Here is a 21,590-nt window from a genome sequence, read left to right as displayed (position 1 = left end):
ACCTCGGACAGGGTCCGCGAGCACAGAAAAAAAGCGCTCCGGCCAGAACCGCGGGCTAGCCGCGCCGGCCGGGGCGCCGTCATGGATCAGCAGGTCAGGGGTAAGATGATATGTCTACTCAGGACTGTCAGGCGGGCGCCGTGGTCCGGGCGAGCGCGAAGTACCGCTCATCGCTGTAGGGCCCGGGCGCGCCGGTGGCCGGGTCCCAGATCGTCCGCGACAGCTGGAAGAGGTCCCCCAAGTACACGTGCAGCGCCACGGACCGGTCGGCGGTCCGGTTGGCCACCGAATGGATCACGCGCTCGTCCATCGGCAGCACCGACCCCGCCGCTGTGTCGGTCTCCCCCACGCCCGTGAGGCCCGAGCCGTCCGCGCGATAGAAGGTGTTGGTCTCCCGGCCCTCGAGCACGGCGATGCACGCCGGGATGAGATGGTCGTGCGGCGGGTACTCCGTCCGGGGCCCGATCTCGACCCGCAGCAACGTCAGCGTCGGCTCGGCGTGGAGCACGTGCTCGTCGACGCCGGCGCCGGGCAGCCAGCCGAGGACCTCGGCGGCGGACGCGGCGACCTCCCGCTGCAGCCGCACCAGCGCGGCCGCCGGGTCCGGGGCGCCGCCGGCGCGTCGGGCGGCGAGGATCAGGTCGGTGAGTTCGGTCATGGGGGCTCCGTCCACCTGGGAGGGTCGCGGCCGGTCGGGCCGCGAAGTGGGGCCAGGTTCCATCGAGGGGTGTCGCGCGCTCGTGAAGGCGGCTGCCGGATTCTCAGCCGGCTCAGATGATCGGCACAGGTTCGGGCGCCGAACAGCCGTTTGGTGAACGGCCGTTCGGCGCCCACCGAAAAAAGAAGGCCGCCTCCCCCGAAGGAGAGGCGGCCTGAGGTGGAGAGTGGTGGGAGTCAGCGGGAGTGGAGCGTCAAAGCCGTTCCTGGAGAGCGTCCGCCGCGGCGAGCAGATCGGCGGCCCAACGCGCGCCCGGTTTGCGGCCGATGCGTTCGATGGGCCCGGAAACCGACACCGCCGCGACGACCGTGCCCGACGAATCCCGCACAGGCGCTGAGACGCTCGCCACGCCGGGTTCGCGTTCGGCGACGCTCTGCGCCCAGCCGCGGCGGCGCACTTCCAGCAAAGTGCGTTCGCCGTACACGGCTTCGGCGAGGATGGTGCGCTGCGTGTGCGGATCCGACCACGCGGCGAGGACCTTCGCACCCGAGCCGGCCGTCATCGGCAGGCGCGAGCCGATCGGCACGGTGTCGCGCAGGCCACTCGGCGGTTCGGCCGTCGAGACGCACACGCGCTGCACGCCGTCCCTCCGGTACAGCTGCACGCTTTCGCCCGTGATGTCGCGCAGCTTCGGCAGCACCGAGCTCGCCGCGTCGAGCAACGGGTCGGTCGAGCCGCCCGCCAGCTCGGCGAGCGCGGTGCCAGGGCGCCAGCGGCCGTCCGGTCCCCGGCGCAGCAACCGATGCACTTCGAGACCGACGGCGAGACGGTGCGCCGTCGCCCTCGGTAGTCCCGTGCGTGTGCAGAGTTCCGCCAGCCCACAGGGGTCTTCGGCGACGGCCTGCAGCACCGCCACGGCTTTGTCCAGTACTCCGATACCGCTATGCTGTCCCACGACGCGATACTAACTTCCCGAAGTTTGGGAAGTCCAGAATCTGGGAAAAACGAACTCGAGCTGCGCACGTGACGTGGCTCGCCCCGCCTGAGGACGTCGCCCGAGTTCCTTGCTCCCGGCCAACCCCTTGGAAGGAGCCGGAGATGACCAGCCCGACCGGCAAGGCTCGCACGCTGGCGGAGAAGGTGTGGGACAGCCACCTCGTGCGCCGAGGCGAAGGTGCCGAACCGGACCTGCTCTACATCGACCTCCACCTGGTGCACGAAGTCACGAGCCCGCAGGCGTTCGACGGCCTCCGGCTGGCCGGGCGGCCCGTGCGCCGTCCCGACCTCACCATCGCGACCGAGGACCACAACGTTCCCACCGTCGACATCGACCTCCCGATCGCGGACCCGGTGTCGCGCACGCAGGTCGACACCCTTCGCCGCAATTGCAAGGAGTTCGGTGTCCGGCTGCACCCGATGGGTGACGTCGAGCAGGGCATCGTGCACGTCATCGGCCCGCAGCTGGGGCTCACGCAGCCCGGCACGACCGTGGTGTGCGGCGACAGTCACACCTCCACCCACGGTGCGTTCGGCGCGATGGCCTTCGGCATCGGCACTTCGGAGGTCGAGCACGTGCTCGCCACCCAGACGCTGCCGCTGCGCAAGTTCAAGACGATGGCGATCACCGTCGACGGCGAACTGAAGCCGGGCGTCACGGCGAAGGACATCATCCTCGCCGTCATCGCCAAGATCGGCACCGGCGGCGGGCAGGGCTACGTGCTCGAGTACCGCGGCAAGGCCATCGAGGCGCTGTCGATGGAAGCGCGCATGACGGTGTGCAACATGTCGATCGAGGCAGGCGCGCGCGCCGGCCTGATCGCGCCGGACGAGACGACGTTCGAGTATCTGAAGGGCCGTCCGCACGCACCGCAGGGCGCCGACTGGGACGCCGCCGTGGCCGCGTGGCGCGAGCTGAGCACCGACGAGGGTGCCGAGTTCGACGCCGAGGTGCACCTCGACGCCGACGAGCTCACCCCGTTCGTGACCTGGGGCACCAACCCGGGCCAGGGTCTGCCGCTGGGCGCCTCGGTGCCCGACCCGGCCACGATCCCCGACGAGAACGAGCGCGTCTCGGCCGAGAAGGCCCTGTCCTATATGGACCTGACGCCGGGCACGCCGCTGCGCGAGATCGCGGTGGACACCGTCTTCCTCGGTTCGTGCACCAACGGCCGGATCGAGGACCTGCGCGCGGCCGCCGAGGTGCTGCGCGGGCGCAAGGTGGCCGAGTCCGTGCGGATGCTCGTGGTCCCCGGGTCGATGCGCGTGCGCCAGGCGGCCATCGACGAGGGCCTGGACAAGGTCTTCACCGAGGCCGGCGCCGAGTGGCGGCAGGCGGGCTGCTCGATGTGCCTGGGCATGAACCCGGACCAGCTCGCCCCCGGCGAGCGCAGCGCGTCGACCTCCAACCGCAACTTCGAGGGCCGGCAGGGCAAGGGCGGGCGCACACACCTGGTGTCGCCGCTCGTGGCCGCCGCCACGGCCGTGCGGGGGACGCTCTCGTCCCCGGCCGACCTGGCCACCGTCTGACCCTTCCCGAGACAGGAGCTCCCACCATGGAACCGTTCACCCAGCACACCGGCGTCGGGGTGCCGCTGCGCAGGTCCAACGTGGACACTGACCAGATCATCCCGGCCGTCTACCTCAAGCGCGTGACCCGCACCGGCTTCGAGGACGGCCTGTTCGCCGCCTGGCGCACCCAGGACGACTTCATCCTCAACCAGGAGCCCTTCGACCGCGGCAGCGTCCTGGTCGCCGGCCCCGACTTCGGCACCGGCTCCTCCCGCGAGCACGCGGTGTGGGCGCTCATGGACTACGGCTTCCGCGCCGTGATCGCCTCCCGCTTCGGCGACATCTTCCGCGGCAACTCCGGCAAGGGCGGCCTCGTCGCCGCCCAGTGCGAGCAGTCGGACGTCGAACTGCTGTGGAAGCTGCTCGAGAACGAGCCCGGCACGGAGGTCACGGTCGACCTCGAGACCAAGACCGTGCGGGCCAAGGACTTCACCGCCCCGTTCCAGATCGACGACTACGTGCGCTGGCGCCTGCTCGAAGGGCTCGACGACATCGGCCTGACCCTGCGCCACGCCGAAGAGATCACCGAGTTCGAATCGACCCGGCCCTCCTGGAAGCCCGTGACCACCCCGATCACGGCCTCCTAGCCCCGTCCGGGGGCACGGATTCCCTGCTCGGAAAGGGAATCCGTGCCCCCGCGAGAGGCTGCTTCGCCCACACCAAACGGCACCTCCCCTGGCCCCGGAAGGGTCCCTCGGGAGGCGGAACCACTCCCCGTGCAAGGGAAAATTCCGCGTGCCGTTTGGAATTTGTGCTGCGTTGGTAATACCGTGTGCGCTAAGTCGGCCGACGTGGCCGTGGACGAAGAGTTCTTCTTGGAGGACTGGAATGGCCAACAAGGCCCAGCTGATCGAGGCGCTGTCGGAGCGTCTGGGCGACAAAAAGGTTGCTTCGGAGGCCGTCGACGGTCTCGTCGACATCATCATCCGGACGGTCAACAAGGGCGAGAAGGTGAACATCACCGGGTTCGGTGTGTTCGAGAAGCGTGCCCGTGCCGCTCGGACCGCGCGTAACCCGCGCACGGGTGAGACGGTGCGGGTGAAGAAGACCAACGTGCCGGCCTTCCGTGCGGGCACGACGTTCAAGGACGTCATCTCCGGCACGAAGAAGCTGCCGAAGGCCACCGCCGTCAAGCGCACCACCACGGCGACCGCGTCGCGCGCCACCACGACGACGCGTGCGACCGCCTCGCGCACGACGGCCACCCGCCCCGCAGCGACGCGCTCCACCACCACCCGCACCCGCGCGACGACCGCGAAGCCCGCCGCCGCCACGAAGACCGCCGCCGCCAAGCCGGCCGCGACGCGCGCGAAGGCCACGACCACCAAGGCCGCCGCCGCGAAGCCCGCCACCAAGGCCACGGCAACGAAGGCCGCTGCCGCGAAGCCGGCCGCTGCCAAGCCGGCTGCGAAGAAGGCCGCTGCCAAGCCGGCCGCCAAGCGCACCAGCGCTGCGAAGAAGAAGTAACACCACCCCGACGTTTACACGTCGGGACGTGCACTTCACGGCAGGGCCCCCTCCCACTCCCGGGACGGGGCCCTGCCGCATGTCCGGGGTCTTTTGCTCGCCGGTGATTTCGGCTGGAACCGTCTGTCCGCCAACGGACCCAGCCACCGAACTGACCTGAAGTCACTCCAGTTCCCGACAACGCGGTCCTGGACGGAGCTCCCCTCTCGCCGCCGGCGTCGGTCGCGCCATGGCTGACAACAGCCTGCCGCAACGCAGCCGGGGCCGGGACTCCCTCTCGCCACTGACGTCGGTCCCACGTTGCCTGACATCGGCATGTGCGCAGCAACCCCGCCCCGGACAGGATCCTCTCCCCGCCGCCAGCATCGGCCCCTCCATCGCTGACTTCGGCCCGCCGCACGGCATCGCGGCCGCGGGTTGCCCCGCCTCACCGCCGGCGTCGGCCCCGTCCAGCCTCACATCGGCCTGCACAGGACGGCGTTACAGGCCCCAACCCCAGTGCCCCGCCGGTGAAGCCCCAGACCTCACCAACCTGTCGACATCCCTGCCTCCGCGACAAATCCTCGCCCACCGCGAGCCCCATCCATCCGGTCCACGGCGCATTCCTTACACGCGTCTCTCAGTCCCTCAACAGCGATCCGACTCGGGCTCCCCCATCGCCACAATCACTCCGCACTCAATACCCCGCCCCGATCCAGTTCTCTCCCGCCGCCGTCATATCAGCCGATCCAATTCGACTTCCCTCGCAATGGTTCGATACGCCAATCAGTTCCACTGAGCGAGGCATCACCATTACCCGAAGGCTCGTCCAACGCCATCCGCCAACCACCAGCGAAACGATCTCCGCAGCCCCTCACGCCCATCACCATTCACCGGTAGGGCCGCCTCCTCAAAGCTCTTTCCCTGCAGCCGAGCGGCGTCGACCGGTCTCTCCCAGTTGGCTTCGCACCCAGACACCCGACCGGCCACCATCACCACCGCCGGCAGCACCACCCCTCCCCGTGCCTTCGACCGCAACGACGGCCCCGCCCAGGAGACGTCGCGCGCAACACGCCCGGGTCGCCCTCATCGCCACTCACCGGCGACACCACCACACCAGGGACCGACCCGTTCGGCACATCACCGACCAGCCCCATCGGCCCGCGTCGCACAAGACATCCTCAACACCACGCTCACCGCTCCCCGCGCCACGCCTCCCAGAAGCCATCTCCCACGCGTCATCGCGCAGCATCAGCCGCTCCCGCCCAGCCCGCTTCCCACACAGATCACCCGAACCGCCGTCACTCCAGCAGCGCCGCCTCCCCGGGCCCCTCCCGCCCCCAGCTTCGACCGGTCCCACCGGCACGCCTCGCGTGCAGGTCATCCACGCCAAACACCGGAAGCAACGCCTATCCCGGCTCCGCGCCCCACGCACCGAGACACAGCATCAGCCGGCCTACAGACCCACTTCGCGCCCAAGACACCCACGCCACTCGCCAGTGACACCCACTCACCCCAGTCCCCGCCCCACACGCCGGCCCACCGCTCGCCTGGCACGCAAGACACCCAATGCCACTCACCGGCGACACCACCTATCCCGAGTCCCCGCCCCACACGCCAGCACAGCATCAACCGACCCACCAACCCACCGGGCCACCTCGCGCCCAAGACACCCTTGCCACTCACCGGCGACACCATCTATCCCGGGTCCCTGCCTACACGCTGGCACTCGGCATCGGCTGTTCCCACCGGCACGCTTCCGTCCGAAGGCTCCGGCAGCGCCATCACCTCGCACCCACAGCACCACCCGACCGTCGCCGTCCTAAAGCATCGACCGACTCCGCGGACACGCTGCTCACACAAGACAGCCGCAACACCACCATCGCCGTTGTGCAGGCAACACCGCCTCGTCGCGTCCGCACCCACCTGCCCGCGCACAACGTCCACCAGCCCCGCACAGCAAGAACCGGTCCACCACCATCGCTGCCGTGAAGGTCGCGCACGCGGCCGAGATCGTCGCCGCGCCGAGCAGGAGCCGTCGCCACCCACCAACCTCGAGAGACGGGCGCCAGATCGCCCCCAGTCCCAGCGATCAGCCCCCAACCAACCCCGCACTCCGCCTGCACTCGCGCCCCTCCGGTCGACCAGCGCAAGGAAATCCACCCTCAGCCGACCGGCCCGCCCTCCAGCCGAACAGCCACAGCCCCAGCCACAGTTGCCGGCTCCGGCTCCGGCTCCGGCTCCGGCTCCGGCTCCGGCTCCGGCTCCGGCTCCGGCTCCGGCTCCGGCTCCGGCTCCGGCTCCGGCGAAAACCAACCAGTACCCCTCACCAGAAACAAAGGCGGCCCCAAAGCCCGCCACTCCCCCACATCAAGAACCTGATGCTCCGGCCGCCCACCGCCGCTCCCCAAGCCGGCAGCCGCGTCCCTACCGAGAACAAGCTCCGGCGGTCCCGCCCGGCATGCGTAACCCGACCCGCTCACGAACCACCGCACACATGAGCAACACCCCCGCCGCCCCGCCCCCGACAGCCCTTCCGGACCAAAACCCGAGCCACCACCCCACCGCCACAAACAGTCCCGTGTAGACACCCACCAACACAGACCAGCGGCCCCTACTCAGCCCCCGAAATCAACCAACCCCAGAAATGCCAAAAACCCAGGTCCGCAACTGCGGAACCTGGGTGGCGACTAACTGTACCCCCGATGGGATTCGAACCCACGCTACCGGCGTGAGAGGCCGGCGTCCTAGGCCGCTAGACGACGGGGGCTTAGGATCTTTCCCCGTTTCCGGGGAGCTATTCTGTTTTTCTTGCTGGAGAGAACTTACCAGAGGCGATTTCTCGCTCAGCAGGGGGGTCACTCTCCGCAGCTGGGGTACCAGGACTCGAACCTAGACTAACTGGACCAGAACCAGTCGTGCTGCCAATTACACCATACCCCAGTGAGGCGCTTTCCCGGCTCGGCCGGTTCAGTACCGCACGGAGAGAAATACTAGAGCACGCTGCCGCGCAGCTGCGCAGCGGGGGTCCCCGCCGCACGCTGGACGGGGACGCCGACGGTCGCGTACTCGGAAACCAGCAGCTCAGGCAGCTCGTCGAGGGTTGTGACCGTGTGTACACCGGCGGGTGCGCGTTCGCCGGTGCGACCGGTCCCGTCGCGGTCGAGCCAGACGGCGCCGAGGCCGGCGTCGTACGCGCCGATGGCGTCGGTGTCGAGCTTGTCGCCGACGTGCACGGTCTGCGCCGGGTCGCAGCCCAGGCCCAGGCACACCGAGTGGAACATCACAGGGTCGGGCTTGGCGACGCCGATCTCGCCGGCGATGGCCACGTGGTCGAAGAACGGCGCCAGCCCGAGGTCCGCGATCTTGCGGCGCTGGTGCGCGCCAGAGGCGTTCGTCACGGCCGCGAGCAGCAGACCTGCCGCGCGCAGCCACTCGAGGCAGGGCAGCACGTCGTCGAACAGTTGCCACGACGTTGCGAGGATGTCCCGCCGGCGCGCCTCGAACGCGGTCACCTGCGCCGAATCCGCGGAGATGCCGAGCTCGGCGAGGAAGCATTCGGTGCGGCGGTGGTGCATCACGTCGTACCCGAGTTTTCCGGCGACGACCAGCGCCACGTGCTCCTCGGTGATCAAGTCCCACAACGGCCAGAGATCGCTGCGGCCAGTGAGCGCGTGGAGGCTGACGCGGATCGCGGCGGTGCAGTCGATCAAGGTGTCATCGATGTCGAGGCAGACCAGACGCAGTTCCGGAGGCGCCCAAGGTTCGGGTCCGACAGGTGCCGGAGGGGCGGTTCGCGAAGGGGTCGGGGGTGCCACGGCGAAATCCACCCAGTGAGGCTAGGGCACTCGCCGCGTTCGCAACGCGGCCAAAAAGGTGATTGCCGCTCCGCTGATGCGGCGCACCACGTCTACTCCCAGTGCGTGGAAAGCGTTGATCCGGTTACGACACAGGAATCCGGCCAACCGGGTGAGTGAACCGATTCGTGCGATGCCAGTGAAACGGTTCAAGCGGCCACCTTGCCACGAACCGCGCGCGAAAGAACAACTTCCCCACAGGCGCAAGTCCTCAGTGGACAGTCGGCGCTGTGACGCACCGACCACTTGACGTGAGACCCACCCCGGGTGCATCCTGAGGTTATTCAACGGGTGATGAAAAGAGGGAGATGAGTCAGATGACCGAGCACACGCGTTGCGTCGTCGTCGGCGGCGGACCTGCGGGCATGGTCGCCGGCCTGATCCTGGCGAGGGCGGGCGTCGAGGTGACCGTGCTGGAGAAGCACGCCGATTTCCTGCGCGACTTCCGCGGCGACACGGTCCACCCGTCCACCCTCACGCTGCTCGACGAGCTCGGCCTCGGCGAGAAATTCCACGCGATCCCGCACAGCGAGTTGCGGGAAGCCGGCTTCCCCACTCAGGACGGCGGCCTCATGAAGCTCGCCGATCTGTCGCTGTTGAACGTTCCACACCCCTACATCGCGATGGTTCCGCAGTGGGACCTGCTCAACCTGCTCGCCGAATCGGCTCAGAAGGAACCGACGTTCACCCTCCGCCTCGAGACGGAGATGACCGGTCTGCTCCGCTCGCGCGGCCGAGTCACGGGCGTGCGTTACCGCACGGCCGACGGCACCGAAGGCGAACTCGAGTCCGACCTCGTCATCGCCGCCGACGGGCGCTGGTCGCTCGCGCGCCGCTCGACCGGCCTGGAGCCACGGGAGTTCGACTGCCCCTTCGACGTCTGGTGGTTCCGCCTTTCCCGCCACGACGACGAAGTCGGCTCGATGCTCATGCCGCGCATGAGCCACCGACGGTTCGCGGTGCCGCTGCCCCGCGACGGCTACCACCAAATCGCCTACCTCGCACCGAAGGGCGAAGACCTGCGCGCCGCCGGCATCGAGGCCTTCCGCCGCAACGTCGTCGAGGTCTGCCCCGAGTTCGCCGACCGCGTCGACGAGCTGGAGACGATGGACGACATCAAGTTCCTCGACGTCCGCCTCAACCGCCTGCACCGCTGGCACGCCGACGGCCTCCTCTGCATCGGCGACGCGGCCCACGCGATGTCGCCCGTCGGCGGCGTCGGCATCAACCTCGCCGTCCAGGACGCGGTCGCCGCCGCGACCCTCCTGGCCGACCCCCTCCTCCGCGGCCCCGCCTCGGAAGACGATTTGGCGAAGGTCCGCACCCGCCGCCTACTCCCGACGATCGCCGTCCAAACCCTGCAACGGCTCCTCCACCGCGCCGTGATGCGCCCCGTCATGTCCGGCCGCCGCGACGGCCCGCCTCCCCAGCTCATCGCCCTGTTCGCGCGCTTCCCCAAACTCGCCTACATCCCCGCGCGCATACTGGGCCTGGGTTTCCGCCCCGAGCACGCCCCGGCCTTCGCCCGCCGCGCGATGGAACCCGCCGGGAAGAAATAGCCCATCGGGGCCAACCCGCCTCGCGGCGTCCACCAACCCACACAACAAGTCCGCGCCCAACCGACTGGTCCGAGGGACGCAACGCCTGGCCCCTGATAGCCCACAACCGCAACCCCGAGTGCCGCCGCGCAGCACGAGCGTGGCGGCACTCCCGTCCATACCCCCGCCGGCTCCGCGGCACCCCACTCCGGATCGCTGCGGCACCACACGACAGCTAAATCGATCCACTCCGCACGACGTCGCCACCCAACGACGACGTGTACCCCCGCGGATGCCAACTCCCGTGTCGCCACCAAACGGCGACACCGATCCAGCCCCTACTTCCCTTCACCAGCGGAGCCCTCGCCACTGCGCGGCAACCGTTGGCCCGACCATGCCGCGAAGCTCAATCGCGTAGCCGACACCAAACTCGGCGACGCTTCCCATCGCCGACCAGGGTGTCGCCACCGAGTGGCAACGCCCAGCCACACCGCGCATCGCGACGCGAACGCCGGTCGACTCCGAGCGAGGAACCCGCTTGCCGCCGACCAAAGTGTCGCCGCGGAACGGCAACGCCCACCCGACGGCGCCGCGAGCCCCGGTCACCGGGCGATTCCCAGCTCAGCGACGAGTTCCCACCGCCGGCCGAGGTGTCGCCGTTGAGCGGCAACGCCCAACCCGAGCCCGCCGCAAAGCTTTGCGACCCAGCGACCCCCAGTTCCAGCGACCACGTTCCTGCCAGCCAAGCCGTCGCCGCTGAGCGCAACCCCGACCCGACCGTGCCACGAGGCTGGTTCGGCCGGCGACACCCAGCTCGGCGGCCAGTTTCCCAGCCGATCAACGTGTCGCCGCTGAGCGGCAACGCCTACCCGCCGGCACCTCGAGCCTCGGTCGCCGGGCAACTCCGAGCTCAGCGACCACCTTTTCCCACTGGGCAAGCTGTCGCCACTGAGCGGCAACACCCACCCTGACCGCGCCGAGAACCCTCGCGGCCCGGCGACTTCCAGCTCAGCGACCAATCCCCCGTCGGCCAAGGCGTCGCCATTCAGTGGCAACACCCGCCAGACCGGGCCGCAGGGCTCGATCGCCGAGCCTCGCCACTGAGTGGCGACACCCGCCGTTGCCGTGGTCAGCAGCAGGAAACCCACAGCCAACCTGCCGATCCAGCCATTCGCCACTCAGCGGCAACCGCCCCATCCCCACGGCGAAGGCCAAGGCCGCCCCGCCACCAAACGGCGAAATCCGAACCGAACACGAGCCGGTGACCTCAGTCACCACCCCGGAAATACGGAGGCCCGCCGACCGTCGCCATTATGAGGCGAACGGCCTGCGGGCCTCGGGTCGAACCGAAGTCAGATGTCCTGGACCGGGTTGGTCAGGGTGCCGATGCCTTCGATGGTGATCGAGACCGACTCGCCGTCGACGATCGGGCCGACGCCCTCGGGCGTGCCGGTCAGGATGATGTCGCCGGGCAGCAACGTCATGACGCCCGAGATGAACTCGACCAGCTCCGGCACCTTGTGCACGAGGTCGGACGTGCGGCCGTCCTGCTTGACGTCGCCGTTGACCTCGCTGCGCAGGGCCAGGTCCGACGGATCGATCGACGTCTCGATCCACGGGCCGAGCGGGCAGAACGTGTCGAAGCCCTTCGCGCGGCCCCACTGGCCGTCGGACTTCTGGAGTTCGCGGGCGCTCACGTCGTTCGCCACCGTGTAGCCGAGGATCGCGCTCGCCGCTCGGTCGGCGGACACGTTCTTCACCGGCTGGCCGATGACGATCGCCAGCTCGCCCTCGAAGTCGATGCGACCGACGTCATGCGGGCGACGGATCGGCACATTCGGGCCGATGACCGTGGTCGACGGCTTGATGAACAGCATCGGGGCCGACGGCACCTCGTTGCCGAACTCGGCCGCGTGCTTCGCGTAGTTCCGGCCGACGGCGATGACCTTCGACGGCAGGATCGGCGCGAGCAGGCGGACGTCGGCGAGCGGCCACCGCTTGCCGGTGAAGTTCGGCTGGCCGAACGGGTGCTCGGCGATCTCCAGGACTTGGGCGTCGTCGCCCTCGCCCTCGATCGAAGCGAACGCGACACCACCACTGGGATGAGCAATACGGGCTAGACGCACTCGGCCAGTCTACGTACGCCGCCGCCGGGGCGCTCGCCCCCGGCGGCGCGAACGGTCCCCTCGCGCCGTCTCGGACCGAATGGACCCCTCGCGTCGCCCACGACCTGCGGATCGATCGCCGCGAGGTGCACGAGAGGTCCGTTCGCCCGCTTTCTCACCGGAAATCCTCGACGACCACGCCGGCCATGCGTCAACCTGACCGCACAGCCATCGACGCAGCCCACCGACGAACCCGGCAGAAAGGAGCCGCCGATCTCAGACGCGAGCCGCGAGGCTCTTGTGGACGAGCGCGTCGCACATCGCCATCCAGCTCGCCTCGACGATGTTCCCGTGCACACCGACAGTGGTCCATTCCCGCTCACCGTCGCTGGATTCGAGCAGGACACGGGTCACCGCGTGAGTGCCCGGGTTGGACGGCAGGATGCGCACCTTGTAGTCGGACAGTTCCACGGCGTCCAACCAGGACAGGTGGGGGCTGAGCGCTTCCCGCAGGGCGGCGTCCATCGCGTGCACGGGCCCGTTGCCCTCGGCCGTCGCGATGACGCGTTGCCCGTTCACGTGGACCTTTACCGTCGCCTCCGAAACGACCTCGCCGCCGGACCGGTGATCGAGGACGACACGGTAGGACTCCAGGTGGAACGGCGGCGTCACCGGCTCCTCACCAGACACGTCCTCGACTTCGCGGCGCAGCAACAACTCCAGCGAAGCGTCGGCGGCCTCGAACGACCAGCCCTCCGCTTCGAGGTCCTTCACCTTGCGCACGGCGTTCGTCAGCGCTTCGGGCCGGCCGGCAAGGTCGACCCCGAGTTCACGTCCCTTGAGCTCGAGGCTGGCCCTGCCGGCCATCTCCGTGACCAGTACCCGCATGCCGTTGCCGACTGAAGATGGATCGATGTGGTTGTACAGCAACGGATCCACTTTGATCGCGCTCGCGTGCAGCCCCGCCTTGTGGGCGAAGGCCGACGACCCGACGTAAGCCTGGTGGGTGTCGGGTGCGAGGTTCGCGATTTCGGCAAGCGCATGGGAGACCCGGGTGAGCTCGGCGGCACCTCCGATCGGGAGGACCTCCATTCCGAGCTTGGTCACGAGGTTTCCCGTCACGGCGAACAGGTCGGCGTTGCCGGCCCGCTCCCCGTAACCGTTCGCGGTGCACTGGACGTGCGTCGCGCCGGCCTGCACCGCGGCGACGGAGTTCGCCACGGCGCAGGAAGTGTCGTCCTGGCAATGGATTCCCAAGCGGAACCCGGTCTTGTCCTTGACCTCGCGCACGGTCTCCGCGAGGCCGAGCGGCAGCTGGCCGCCGTTGGTGTCGCAGAGCACGAGGACGTCCGCGCCGGCATTGGCGCCGGCGTCGAGTACTCGCAGCGCGGTGTCGCGCGAGAAGGCGTACCCGTCGAAAAAGTGCTCGGCGTCGAGGAACACGCGCCGGCCCTCGCCGGTCAGGAACGCGACGGTGTCGCGGACCATGGCGCACGCCTCGTCGACGTCGACGCGCAGCGCGCGTTCGATGTGCCGGAGGTCGGATTTCGCCACCAAGGTGACCACGGGCGCTTCGGAGTCCAACAGCGCGCGGACCTGCGGATCCTCGGACGCGCGGGTGCCAGCCTTGCGCGTCGACCCGAAGGCGACGAGCGCTGCGTGCTTCAGCTCCAACTCGCCCTTCGCAGCCCGCGCGAAGAACTCCGTGTCCTTCGGCAATGCGCCCGGCCAGCCACCCTCGATGAAGCCCACGCCGAGTTCGTCGAGCAGCCTGGCGACTGCCAGCTTGTCGGTGACGGAGTACGTGATGCCTTCGCGCTGGGCGCCGTCGCGCAGGGTCGTGTCGTAGAGGTGGAAGGCGTCACCGAGGGGCGTTTCGGCGGGCTCCGTGCGGGTCACGGTGTCTCCTTGGGCGGGGCGGAACCTGTTTCTGGCAACAAAAAAACCTCCCGCATGGGTGCGAGAGGTTGCGCGCCGGAAGCTCTTGTGGAGCGTCTATCCGGCGCGCTCGGCGATAATGATCGAGATGGCGGTCATGGCTTGCATGATGCCACAGCTCCGCCCGGCATCCAAGTGCCGGGCGGAGCTTCCCACCTCCTGGGAGCCCATCAACGGGACAGACCAGCCAGGTACGCGCCGAACGCCTGCACTGCCGAAGCGTTGCGTGGGCCCTCCACGAGAGCTGCGTAGGGCAAGGCGAAGAAGCGGCCCTGCTTCACGGCCGGGATGTCACGCAGGCCGGACTGCGACCGGAGGAAGTTCTCCTTGTCGGCGACAGTGCCGACCTCGCCGCCGTAGTCGTTGATGAGGATGACGTCGGGCGCGCGTTGGACCACGGCCTCCCAGCTGACCGTAGTCCAGCTGTCGTCGACGTCGGAGAAGATGTTGGTGCCGCTCGCTTTGGTGATGATCTCGTCGGGGGCCGGCGTTGCGGGCGGCCGTGAACGGCTGGTCGCGGCCGTCGTCGTAGAGGAACATTTTCGGCCGTTGCCCCTGAGTGGCGACGGCCTTCGTGACGGCTGCGGCCTGGTCGCTGTACTGCTTCACCAATTTCTCCGCGCGGTCGCTCACGCCGAAGATCTTGCCGAGATTGCGCAGGTCGGTGTACAGCGCGTCGAGCGGGGGCATGATGCCACGCTGCTTGCCGACGCCGTTGCGGCAGGCTTCGGTCAGCTGATAGCTGGATGCCGAGCTGCGTGAGCGTGTCGGGGGTGAAGCCTGTGCTCTCGGAGAAGCCGTAGTTCCAGCCCGCGAACACCAGGTCGGCGCCGGCGCTCTGCACGACTTCGCGGTTGATCTTCTCGGCGAGCTTGGGCACCTTCGTGAAATCGGCTTTCCACGGCGAAGACGCGACGCCACCCGACTGTCCTTTGTCGACGACGTAGCCGGCCATCCGGTCGTCGAGACCGAGGGCGAACATCAGCTCGGTGATGCCGATGTCGTTGGTGACCACTCGCGACGGTGGCTTTCGGACGCTGAGCGGCTGACCGCAGTTGGTCACCGTCACCGGATACCCCGCCGGCGCGACACCACTGTCCCCCTCGGACACCTGGGCACCACAGCCCGTCACGGAGAGCGCGGCCACCAGGACCATCGCGACCGTCTTACGCATGACTGTCCTCCTCGGACTCGAGCCGGTCGAACAACAGCTGGGGCCGGCCGGTCGCCGAGTGCGTCACCACGTGGGCGCGCACGCCGAACACCCCGGCCAGCAGATCAGGGGTCAGCACCTGCGCGGGCGTTCCGCTCGCGACGAGGCGGCCGCCGTCGAGGACGTGCACGTGTCGCACGTCGCAGCGGCGAGGTGAGGTCGTGGAGCGCGGCCAGCACGGTCGGGCCACTTCGCCGCACGAGAGCGAGGATCTCCAGCTGGTGGCGGATGTCGAGGTGTTGGTGGGCTCGTCCAGCACGAGGATCCACGGCTCCTGCGCGGGGGCGCGCGCGATGAGCACGCGTTGCCGTTCGCCGCCCGAAAGCCTCAGGACGCCGCGGTCGGCGAACTCCGCCAGGCCGACCTGCTCGAGTGCGCCGCGCACACTTGCCGATCCGTGGCGGTCATGCGGTCGAGCAGGCCGTGGTGCGGCAGGCGGCCCATGGCGACGACCTCGGCGACCGTGAAGTCGAACTCCGTGTGCGACTCCTGAGTGACAGCCGCGATCGCCCGCGCCCGGTCACGCGGCTGAAATCCTCGAGGGGCCGGTTGTCGAGCAGAACGGCGCCTTTTGAAGGCTTGAGCACGTGGTAGACCAAGCGCAGAGTGGTGGTGTCGAGCTCCCGCTGGCGGCGACCTAGTTGCGGCTTCGTCGCCACGCTCGGACTCGCCGCTGAACGGCGACGCCCGGGATGACCCCGTCGGAGGCGAGCCGATTGGGCCGGCGTCACCGCGCGAGGATTCGCCACCAGCCGGCAACGGCCGGAGCCGGCGGTCCGGAACGTAGGATGGCCGGGGCGAACCGACGATGTCGGATCCGGCCGACGGCGAATCGTCGGAGGCTCGGCCGACATGCTCGGATTCGCCGCTGATCGACGACAGCGGTGGCGTTCCCGTCAGACCCGGGTTGGCGTCGGCAGGGTCGTCGCGGGAGGGTTCGCCGCTTTTCGGCGACAACCTGAGCGACGGGTCGGGGCCTCCGATGGGCAGATCAGAGCCGCGCGAACCGGGTCCGGCCGGCGCGGAGGAGTCAGCGGATGTGTCGCCGGCTTGGATTCGCCGCTGAACGGCAACGCCGGTGACGGGCGGGCCGTGGCAGAGTCGGCAAGGCCAGAGTCGCTGCGCGAGGATTCGCCGTTGGCCGGCGACACCGGAGGCGACCCGTCGGAAGCCGCTGGGAAAGACGGCGAGGAGTCCGGACCGTCAGACGACGAGAACTTCGGAGGTGGCACCGGCAGGCCACGATCTGCTCAAGGGTCCACACAACAAAGACGGCAGCCACGCCAAAGAGAGCAGGGGGTGTCGTCTCCCGTAGACCGCGACGGGAGGGACGAGGGTGGTGCGAAAACCACCGCCCGTGTCGGGCTCGCCCGCGGTCTGCGAAGAACACAGACCGCGGGCCTACCGTTGCGGGTCAGCGCCGGATTTCGACCGGCTTCCGCGGCGGGGTTCCTACAAGAACGTCAGCTGACGTTGCGCACGTTCGACGAGACGAGCGCGGCCAGCCGGTCGCCGATCGCCTGGGTGGTGCCGGGCGACGCCTGGTCGCGCGTCGCCAGGTCGAAGGCCACGGACGCCTCGATGCGGCGCGCGGCCTCCCTGTGGCCCAGGTGGTCGAGCAGGAGCGACACCGAGAGCACGGCGGCCGTCGGGTCGGCGAGACCCTGGCCGGCGATGTCGGGGGCGCTGCCGTGGACCGGCTCGAACATGCTCGGGTTGCGGCGCGTGATGTCGAGGTTGCCGCTGGCCGCGAGGCCGATGCCACCGGTGACGGCGGCCGCCAGGTCGGTGATGATGTCGCCGAACAGGTTGTCGGTGACGATCACGTCGAAGCGCGACGGGTCCGTGACCAGGTGGATCGTGGCGGCGTCGACGTGGGAGTACGCGACTGTGACGTCGGGGTGCTCCAGCGAGACCTCCTCGACGATCCGCGACCACAGCGACCCGGCGTACTCGAGCACGTTGGTCTTGTGCACGAGCGTGAGGTGCTTGCGCGGCCGCTCTTCGGCGCGGTTGAACGCGTCGACGACGACGCGTCGGACGCCGAACGCCGTGTTGACGCTGACCTCCGTGGCGACCTCGTGCTCGGTGTCCTTGCGCAGCAAGCCACCGTTATTGGTATACGGGCCTTCGGTGCCTTCGCGCACCACGACCATGTCGACCTCGCCGGCGTCGGCCAGCGGGCCGCGCACGCCCGGGTACAGGCGCGCCGGGCGCAGGTTCACGTGGTGGTCGAGCTCGAAGCGCAGGCGCAGCAGCAGCCCGCGCTCGAGGATGCCGCTGGGCACCGTCGGGTCGCCGACCGCGCCGAGCAGGATCGCGTCGTGCTGACGCAGCTCGCCGAGCACCGACTCGGGAAGCAACTCCCCGGTCGTGTGCCACCTCGCGGCACCGAGGTCGTAGTTCGTGATCTCCGCCGTCGGTGCTACTTCACCGAGCACCTTGAGCGCCTCGGAGACCACCTCGGGCCCGATCCCGTCACCTGGGATCACCGCGAGCCGCATCCACACACCTCCGTAGACCAGGCCACCGAACGCACCGATGGCCCATCCGCAAGAAAACGCCAGCAGCGGAAGGTTACCGGCCGTAGACAAGACGCCGTAGCCGCACCACCCTTATGCCGCATCCTCCCGCAGGGTGAGACACCTGAACGGGTGAAAGGCAAAGGGGCCTCCCGGGTCCCAACGACCCGGAAAGCCCCCTATCGCCGCTATTCGGGAAACCTGACCAGCGAGACAAGCCTTCCCCGATCGGGGCCTTACCTCACGGCCGTGTCACCGTCGACTCGATCCGCACGACACCCGCGCGCGAGCCGGCCGCGTTGTGGTGCTCGATCGCCAGCAGGCCCTTCGGCTTGTCACCGGCGATGGCCGCCGCGTTACGGTTGACCACCAGCTGGGTGCCGGGCTTGGCGACGTAGCCGAGGGCCGCGTCACCGCCACCCTGCACCGAGAACGCCGGCGCCAGCGCGTCGAACGAGAGCGGCGTGCCGACGAAGTCGATCAGCCCGTCGGTGGTGCCCGGCGCGACGTAGTACCCCGCTGTGCCGACCGTGTAGCTGATCCGGTGCGACGCCTCGTTCGGGTCGATGCCCAGCGCGGCGATGCTGACCGGCAGCACGATCACGTTGGTGTCGAACACGTTGGTGTCCACGTCGCCGAGCTGACCGTTGACGGCCTGCACGTCCACCGTCGGGTTGCCCGCCTGCGTCAACGACACAGTGGCGGCCAGGAGCACGTCGGTGCCCGTCGCCTTCGTCACGAAGGTCTCGAAGTCCGGCTGGCCGTCGCCCGTCGTGTCGAAGTCGACGAACGGGATCGTGTTGCTGCCGAGGTTCGCGAAGTCACCCCAGGTCGTGAGGCCGAACGCGAGCATGGCGTTCTCCGGTTCGCCCTGTGCCTTGGCGAGCGGAGCCGTCGACGCCGCGCCGATGTAGCGCAGGTCGCCGCCCTTCGCGGTGCCGTTGAGCGTGCAGTCGGACGAGACGCCCGCGCCGCACTCCGGCAGCTGCGCCGATTCGGCCTGCAGCTCCAGCACGCTGACCAGCGAGCGGTAGCGCTGCGCGCCGGTGCCCTGGTCGATGCCCTTGCCGCCGAGGTTCAGCACGGCCTGGTTCTGGCTCCCGCCGAAGCGCAAGCCGGCCGGCGTCGTGATGGCCGAGACCGGTTTCGGCGCCGAGTACACGGCCACCCGCAGCGGCACCGTGGCGCCGTTCGTCGGGGTGAACGCGACGCGGCCCGAAGCGTCGGCCACGAACTGGCGGGCGAGCCCGGCCTGCGCGGCCTCCATGGTCGGGTCCATGACCTTGCGCAGCGCCTTCGGGTCGGTGATCTTCAACGTCACCTTCACCGTCGCGACCCCGCGCGGGTTCAGCTTCACCGAGCTCTTGTCCACTGTGTACTGCACGCCGGGCAGCGAGTTCACAGCCTCGTACGCCACCGAGTACTCGACCGGCGCGGTGCCCTTGTTGACGACCTTGATCGTCTTCGAGAGCGTGACCGGTCCCGCCGCCTCGACGGTGCCGAACGTGACGCTCACGGCACCCGGGTCGTCCTGCACGTAGGCGAGCACCTGGTTGTCCAGCGCGGCCTTGGCGTCGATGCGGCCGGTGCCCACGCGCTGCGGCGCGTAGGTGTGGCCGGCGCCGTCGGTGATGTCGTGCAAGGCCGAGCCCACGACGTCGGCCTTGACCTCCTCGACGTTCCAGTCGGGGTGCGTCTGGCGGACCAGCGCGGTGATGCCCGCGGTGTGCGGGGTGGCCATCGACGTGCCCGAGATGGAGAGCCGGCCGTTGCCGCTGCCGCGGAACGCCGACGTGATCGTGTCACCGGGCGCCGTGACGTCCGGCTTCACCGACGGGCCACGGCCACCACGCGAGGTGAACGAGCTCGGGGTGTCCACGATGGTCTTGTCCGTGGTCTGCAGGCTCGCCCGCCCGGCGCCGAAGAAGTGCACCGTCAGCGTGCCGGCGGTCAGGCCAGGGCGCACGGCCGTGGTGGCCTTGCCGGTGAGCTGGAACATCGGCACACCCGCGTTGCCCGCGATCCCGGCAGCGGGGTGCTCCAAAGTGGACGACAGCAGCACGCCCTTGGCTCCGGCGGCCTGCGCGTTGTTGGCGCGCGCCGCGGAACCACAGGCGCGGGTGGAGTCGTTGTCGTCCCACTCCAGCCACGCGATCTTGCCCGCGACCTTGGCCTTGTCCTCAGCGGAGAAGGCATTGCAGCCCGCGTTGTTGGCGGCTGAGATCGGCACGACGGGCGCGGTGAGGTCGAGCGTGTCGTAGCCCGTGTAGTCCTGGCTGTACTGGCCCGGCTGCTGTCCCTTGATCGGAGCCGTGACCTCGAGGGCGTCCTTCAGCTCGCCGGCGTCGCGGCTGCTGGCGACGGTGAGCGCCTCGGGCGTGTTGCCCGGCGAGCCCGCGACGTCGTTGAGGTCGCCGCCGTTGCCCGCCGCGAGGACCGGCAGGACGCCGTTCTGGGCGAGCTTGCGCACGAACAGCGAGTCGGGGTCGTCCGGCGCGCCGAAGTCGCTGCCCAGCGACAGGTTGACGATGTCGAGGTGGTCGGTGAAGTCACCGTCGCCGTCGGGGTCGAGCGCCCAGTCGAGCGCCTGCGACGTGACGTTCGTCGAACCGGTGCAGCCGAACACCTTGAGCGCGTAGAGCAACGCCTTGGGCGCGGTGCCCGGGCCGATGCGCATGGCGTCGAGCTGCTTCTTGTTCAGCTTCTTGTAGTTGCCGGTGAACGTGGTGCCGTCGGCGTTCACACCGAAGCCCGCGATGGTGCCGGCCACGTGCGTGCCGTGCTCGCCGCACGCGATGGGGTTGGGATCCGGCTTCGGCGTGGGCGAGCCGGTCTTGCCCTCGGCGTCGTAGTCGTCGCCGACGAGGTCCGTGCCGCCCACGACCTTGGCGCTCGGGAACAGCGGCGACGGCTTGGTCCGGTCCACTGCCTGGTAGGCCGCAGGCGTGCCGGGGCCACCGAAGTCGGCGTGGGTGTAGTCGATGCCGTCGTCGATCACGCCGACGCGGATGCCGTCACCGAACTTGCCGGTCTGCTGCCAGCTGGCGAGCGTGTTGGTGAGCTGCTCGGCGCTGGCGTTGTTCTTGGTCTTCGGCACGACCGTGCGCACCGAAACGACGTCGGGACGCTTCGCGAGCTCACGGATCTTCGCCGCGTCTGCGGTCACCACGGCGCCCGCGACGGCGTTCGACGTCTGCGTGACCAGCTGCGTGCCCGCGTCGGCCTTCTTGAGCTGCCCGACGACGGAGTTCACCGCGGCGGCGACGTCCGCCTTCGCGGCGCGCGCAGCCTGCTTGGCCTTCTCCTTGCCGGCGCCCTTGCCCTGCTCGGCGTTGAACGCGTCGACGGCCGGCTTCTTCGCCAGCTCCACGAACGCGGTGATCTTGCCCCGCGCGGCGTCGAGCCGCGGCGAGATCTTGCCCTGCAACCCCGCGGCGGCGACCTTGGCCGGCGCGACCGGGTCGGCGAGCGGCGCACCCTGCGCCGACGCGCCAGACGCGGCGGAGACGGCTGCGGCCAGGACCACCGCGGACACGGCAGCCGTCGAACGCGCAGCCCACCCGGGCAACCGGGATCTGCTCATGAGTACCCAACCCCTTTACTCGAGGCCTGGATCGCGAACCTGCCTGGCGCTCCCCGATCACCACCCCCGACAGGTGAGCACCGGCGCCGCACCGTGCTCTCACGGCGCGTGGTTCTGCCTCGCGGCACAGAACCTAGCTGCCCGATACACCTACTTTCGTGG

At 69.4% G+C, this 21,590-nt stretch carries 13 protein-coding genes, 2 tRNA genes, 1 pseudogene and 1 riboswitch; of the genes and pseudogenes, 4 read left to right on the top strand and 12 right to left on the bottom strand.

Annotated features, from left to right (window positions below):
- Positions 1-127: 127 nt before the first annotated feature.
- Together AB0H62_RS39250 and AB0H62_RS39245 are read right to left on the bottom strand one after the other, a co-directional pair.
- Positions 128-658 (bottom strand): hypothetical protein, encoded by a 531-nt coding sequence (locus AB0H62_RS39250; protein WP_220237624.1) that lies wholly within the window; start codon positions 656-658, stop codon positions 128-130.
- A 253-nt stretch (positions 659-911) separates the two neighbouring features.
- Positions 912-1,613 carry an IclR family transcriptional regulator gene (locus AB0H62_RS39245; protein WP_220237623.1) on the bottom strand — a complete coding sequence of 234 codons (702 nt, stop codon included), beginning with the start codon at positions 1,611-1,613 and terminating at the stop codon, positions 912-914.
- Positions 1,614-1,756: 143 nt separating this feature from the next.
- Here AB0H62_RS39245 and leuC point away from each other — a divergent pair, with 143 nt between their 5' ends.
- From leuC to AB0H62_RS39230, 3 genes are all read left to right on the top strand, one after another.
- The gene (gene leuC / locus AB0H62_RS39240) at positions 1,757-3,184 is read left to right on the top strand and encodes a 3-isopropylmalate dehydratase large subunit (protein ID WP_220237622.1); all 1,428 of its coding nucleotides are present in this window, start codon (positions 1,757-1,759) and stop codon (positions 3,182-3,184) included.
- Positions 3,185-3,210: 26 nt separating this feature from the next.
- A complete protein-coding gene (gene leuD / locus AB0H62_RS39235) occupies positions 3,211-3,813 on the top strand; it encodes a 3-isopropylmalate dehydratase small subunit (RefSeq protein ID WP_220237621.1) in 603 nt (200 codons plus the stop codon).
- 241 nt (positions 3,814-4,054) lie between these two features.
- A complete protein-coding gene (locus tag AB0H62_RS39230; RefSeq protein WP_360591716.1) occupies positions 4,055-4,693 on the top strand; it encodes an HU family DNA-binding protein in 639 nt (212 codons plus the stop codon).
- A gap of 2,676 nt (positions 4,694-7,369) precedes the next feature.
- Here AB0H62_RS39230 and AB0H62_RS39225 read toward each other — a convergent pair.
- The 3 genes from AB0H62_RS39225 to AB0H62_RS39215 all read right to left on the bottom strand — a co-directional run bounded on the left by AB0H62_RS39225 (position 7,370) and on the right by AB0H62_RS39215 (position 8,502).
- Positions 7,370-7,442, bottom strand: a tRNA-Glu gene (locus AB0H62_RS39225).
- 101 nt (positions 7,443-7,543) lie between these two features.
- A tRNA-Gln gene (locus tag AB0H62_RS39220) sits at positions 7,544-7,615 on the bottom strand.
- Between the two features lie 50 nt (positions 7,616-7,665).
- Complete coding sequence (locus AB0H62_RS39215) at positions 7,666-8,502, bottom strand: HAD family hydrolase (RefSeq protein WP_220237619.1); 837 nt, start codon at positions 8,500-8,502, stop codon at positions 7,666-7,668.
- A 344-nt stretch (positions 8,503-8,846) separates the two neighbouring features.
- Between AB0H62_RS39215 and AB0H62_RS39210 the strand changes: the two genes are divergently transcribed.
- The gene (locus AB0H62_RS39210) at positions 8,847-10,088 is read left to right on the top strand and encodes an FAD-dependent oxidoreductase (protein WP_220237618.1); all 1,242 of its coding nucleotides are present in this window, start codon (positions 8,847-8,849) and stop codon (positions 10,086-10,088) included.
- A 1,331-nt stretch (positions 10,089-11,419) separates the two neighbouring features.
- On the opposite strand, the gene AB0H62_RS39205 is transcribed toward AB0H62_RS39210, so the two are convergent.
- The 7 genes and pseudogenes from AB0H62_RS39205 to AB0H62_RS39175 all read right to left on the bottom strand — a co-directional run bounded on the left by AB0H62_RS39205 (position 11,420) and on the right by AB0H62_RS39175 (position 21,428).
- Positions 11,420-12,193 (bottom strand): fumarylacetoacetate hydrolase family protein, encoded by a 774-nt coding sequence (locus tag AB0H62_RS39205; RefSeq protein WP_220237617.1) that lies wholly within the window; start codon positions 12,191-12,193, stop codon positions 11,420-11,422.
- Between the two features lie 255 nt (positions 12,194-12,448).
- The gene (gene cimA, locus AB0H62_RS39200; RefSeq protein WP_220237616.1) at positions 12,449-14,071 is read right to left on the bottom strand and encodes a citramalate synthase; all 1,623 of its coding nucleotides are present in this window, start codon (positions 14,069-14,071) and stop codon (positions 12,449-12,451) included.
- A 209-nt stretch (positions 14,072-14,280) separates the two neighbouring features.
- On the bottom strand, positions 14,281-14,556 hold the full coding sequence (locus AB0H62_RS39195) for an ABC transporter substrate-binding protein (RefSeq protein WP_255638798.1): 276 nt from the start codon (positions 14,554-14,556) through the stop codon (positions 14,281-14,283).
- Positions 14,557-14,659: 103 nt separating this feature from the next.
- A pseudogene (locus AB0H62_RS39190) lies at positions 14,660-14,800 on the bottom strand (iron transporter); the annotation flags it as partial.
- Between the two features lie 476 nt (positions 14,801-15,276).
- Positions 15,277-15,708 carry an ABC transporter ATP-binding protein gene (locus AB0H62_RS39185; protein WP_360591710.1) on the bottom strand — a complete coding sequence of 144 codons (432 nt, stop codon included), beginning with the start codon at positions 15,706-15,708 and terminating at the stop codon, positions 15,277-15,279.
- 972 nt (positions 15,709-16,680) lie between these two features.
- Positions 16,681-16,763, bottom strand: a riboswitch (cobalamin riboswitch).
- Positions 16,764-16,786: 23 nt separating this feature from the next.
- Complete coding sequence (locus AB0H62_RS39180; RefSeq protein ID WP_220237615.1) at positions 16,787-17,827, bottom strand: 3-isopropylmalate dehydrogenase; 1,041 nt, start codon at positions 17,825-17,827, stop codon at positions 16,787-16,789.
- Between the two features lie 259 nt (positions 17,828-18,086).
- Positions 18,087-21,428, bottom strand: coding sequence for a S8 family serine peptidase (locus AB0H62_RS39175; protein WP_360591708.1), 3,342 nt, complete (start codon positions 21,426-21,428; stop codon positions 18,087-18,089).
- Between the last annotated feature and the right edge of the window lie 162 nt (positions 21,429-21,590).

It is taken from the genome of Amycolatopsis sp. NPDC050768 (assembly GCF_040654155.1).
GTDB lineage: Bacteria > Actinomycetota > Actinomycetes > Mycobacteriales > Pseudonocardiaceae > Amycolatopsis.
Note: the sequence above shows the minus strand (reverse complement) of the source record. Positions and strands in the feature narration are given on the sequence as shown.

What these genes read in the sequence shown, in the direction of transcription:
- AB0H62_RS39175 (WP_360591708.1), bottom strand. Translation starts at nt 21,428, where the DNA reads ATGAGCAGATCCCGGTTGCCCGGGTGGGCTGCGCGTTCGACGGCTGCC.
- leuC (WP_220237622.1), top strand. Translation starts at nt 1,757, where the DNA reads ATGACCAGCCCGACCGGCAAGGCTCGCACGCTGGCGGAGAAGGTGTGG.
- leuD (WP_220237621.1), top strand. Translation starts at nt 3,211, where the DNA reads ATGGAACCGTTCACCCAGCACACCGGCGTCGGGGTGCCGCTGCGCAGG.
- AB0H62_RS39250 (WP_220237624.1), bottom strand. Translation starts at nt 658, where the DNA reads ATGACCGAACTCACCGACCTGATCCTCGCCGCCCGACGCGCCGGCGGC.
- AB0H62_RS39180 (WP_220237615.1), bottom strand. Translation starts at nt 17,827, where the DNA reads ATGCGGCTCGCGGTGATCCCAGGTGACGGGATCGGGCCCGAGGTGGTC.
- AB0H62_RS39230 (WP_360591716.1), top strand. Translation starts at nt 4,055, where the DNA reads ATGGCCAACAAGGCCCAGCTGATCGAGGCGCTGTCGGAGCGTCTGGGC.
- AB0H62_RS39210 (WP_220237618.1), top strand. Translation starts at nt 8,847, where the DNA reads ATGACCGAGCACACGCGTTGCGTCGTCGTCGGCGGCGGACCTGCGGGC.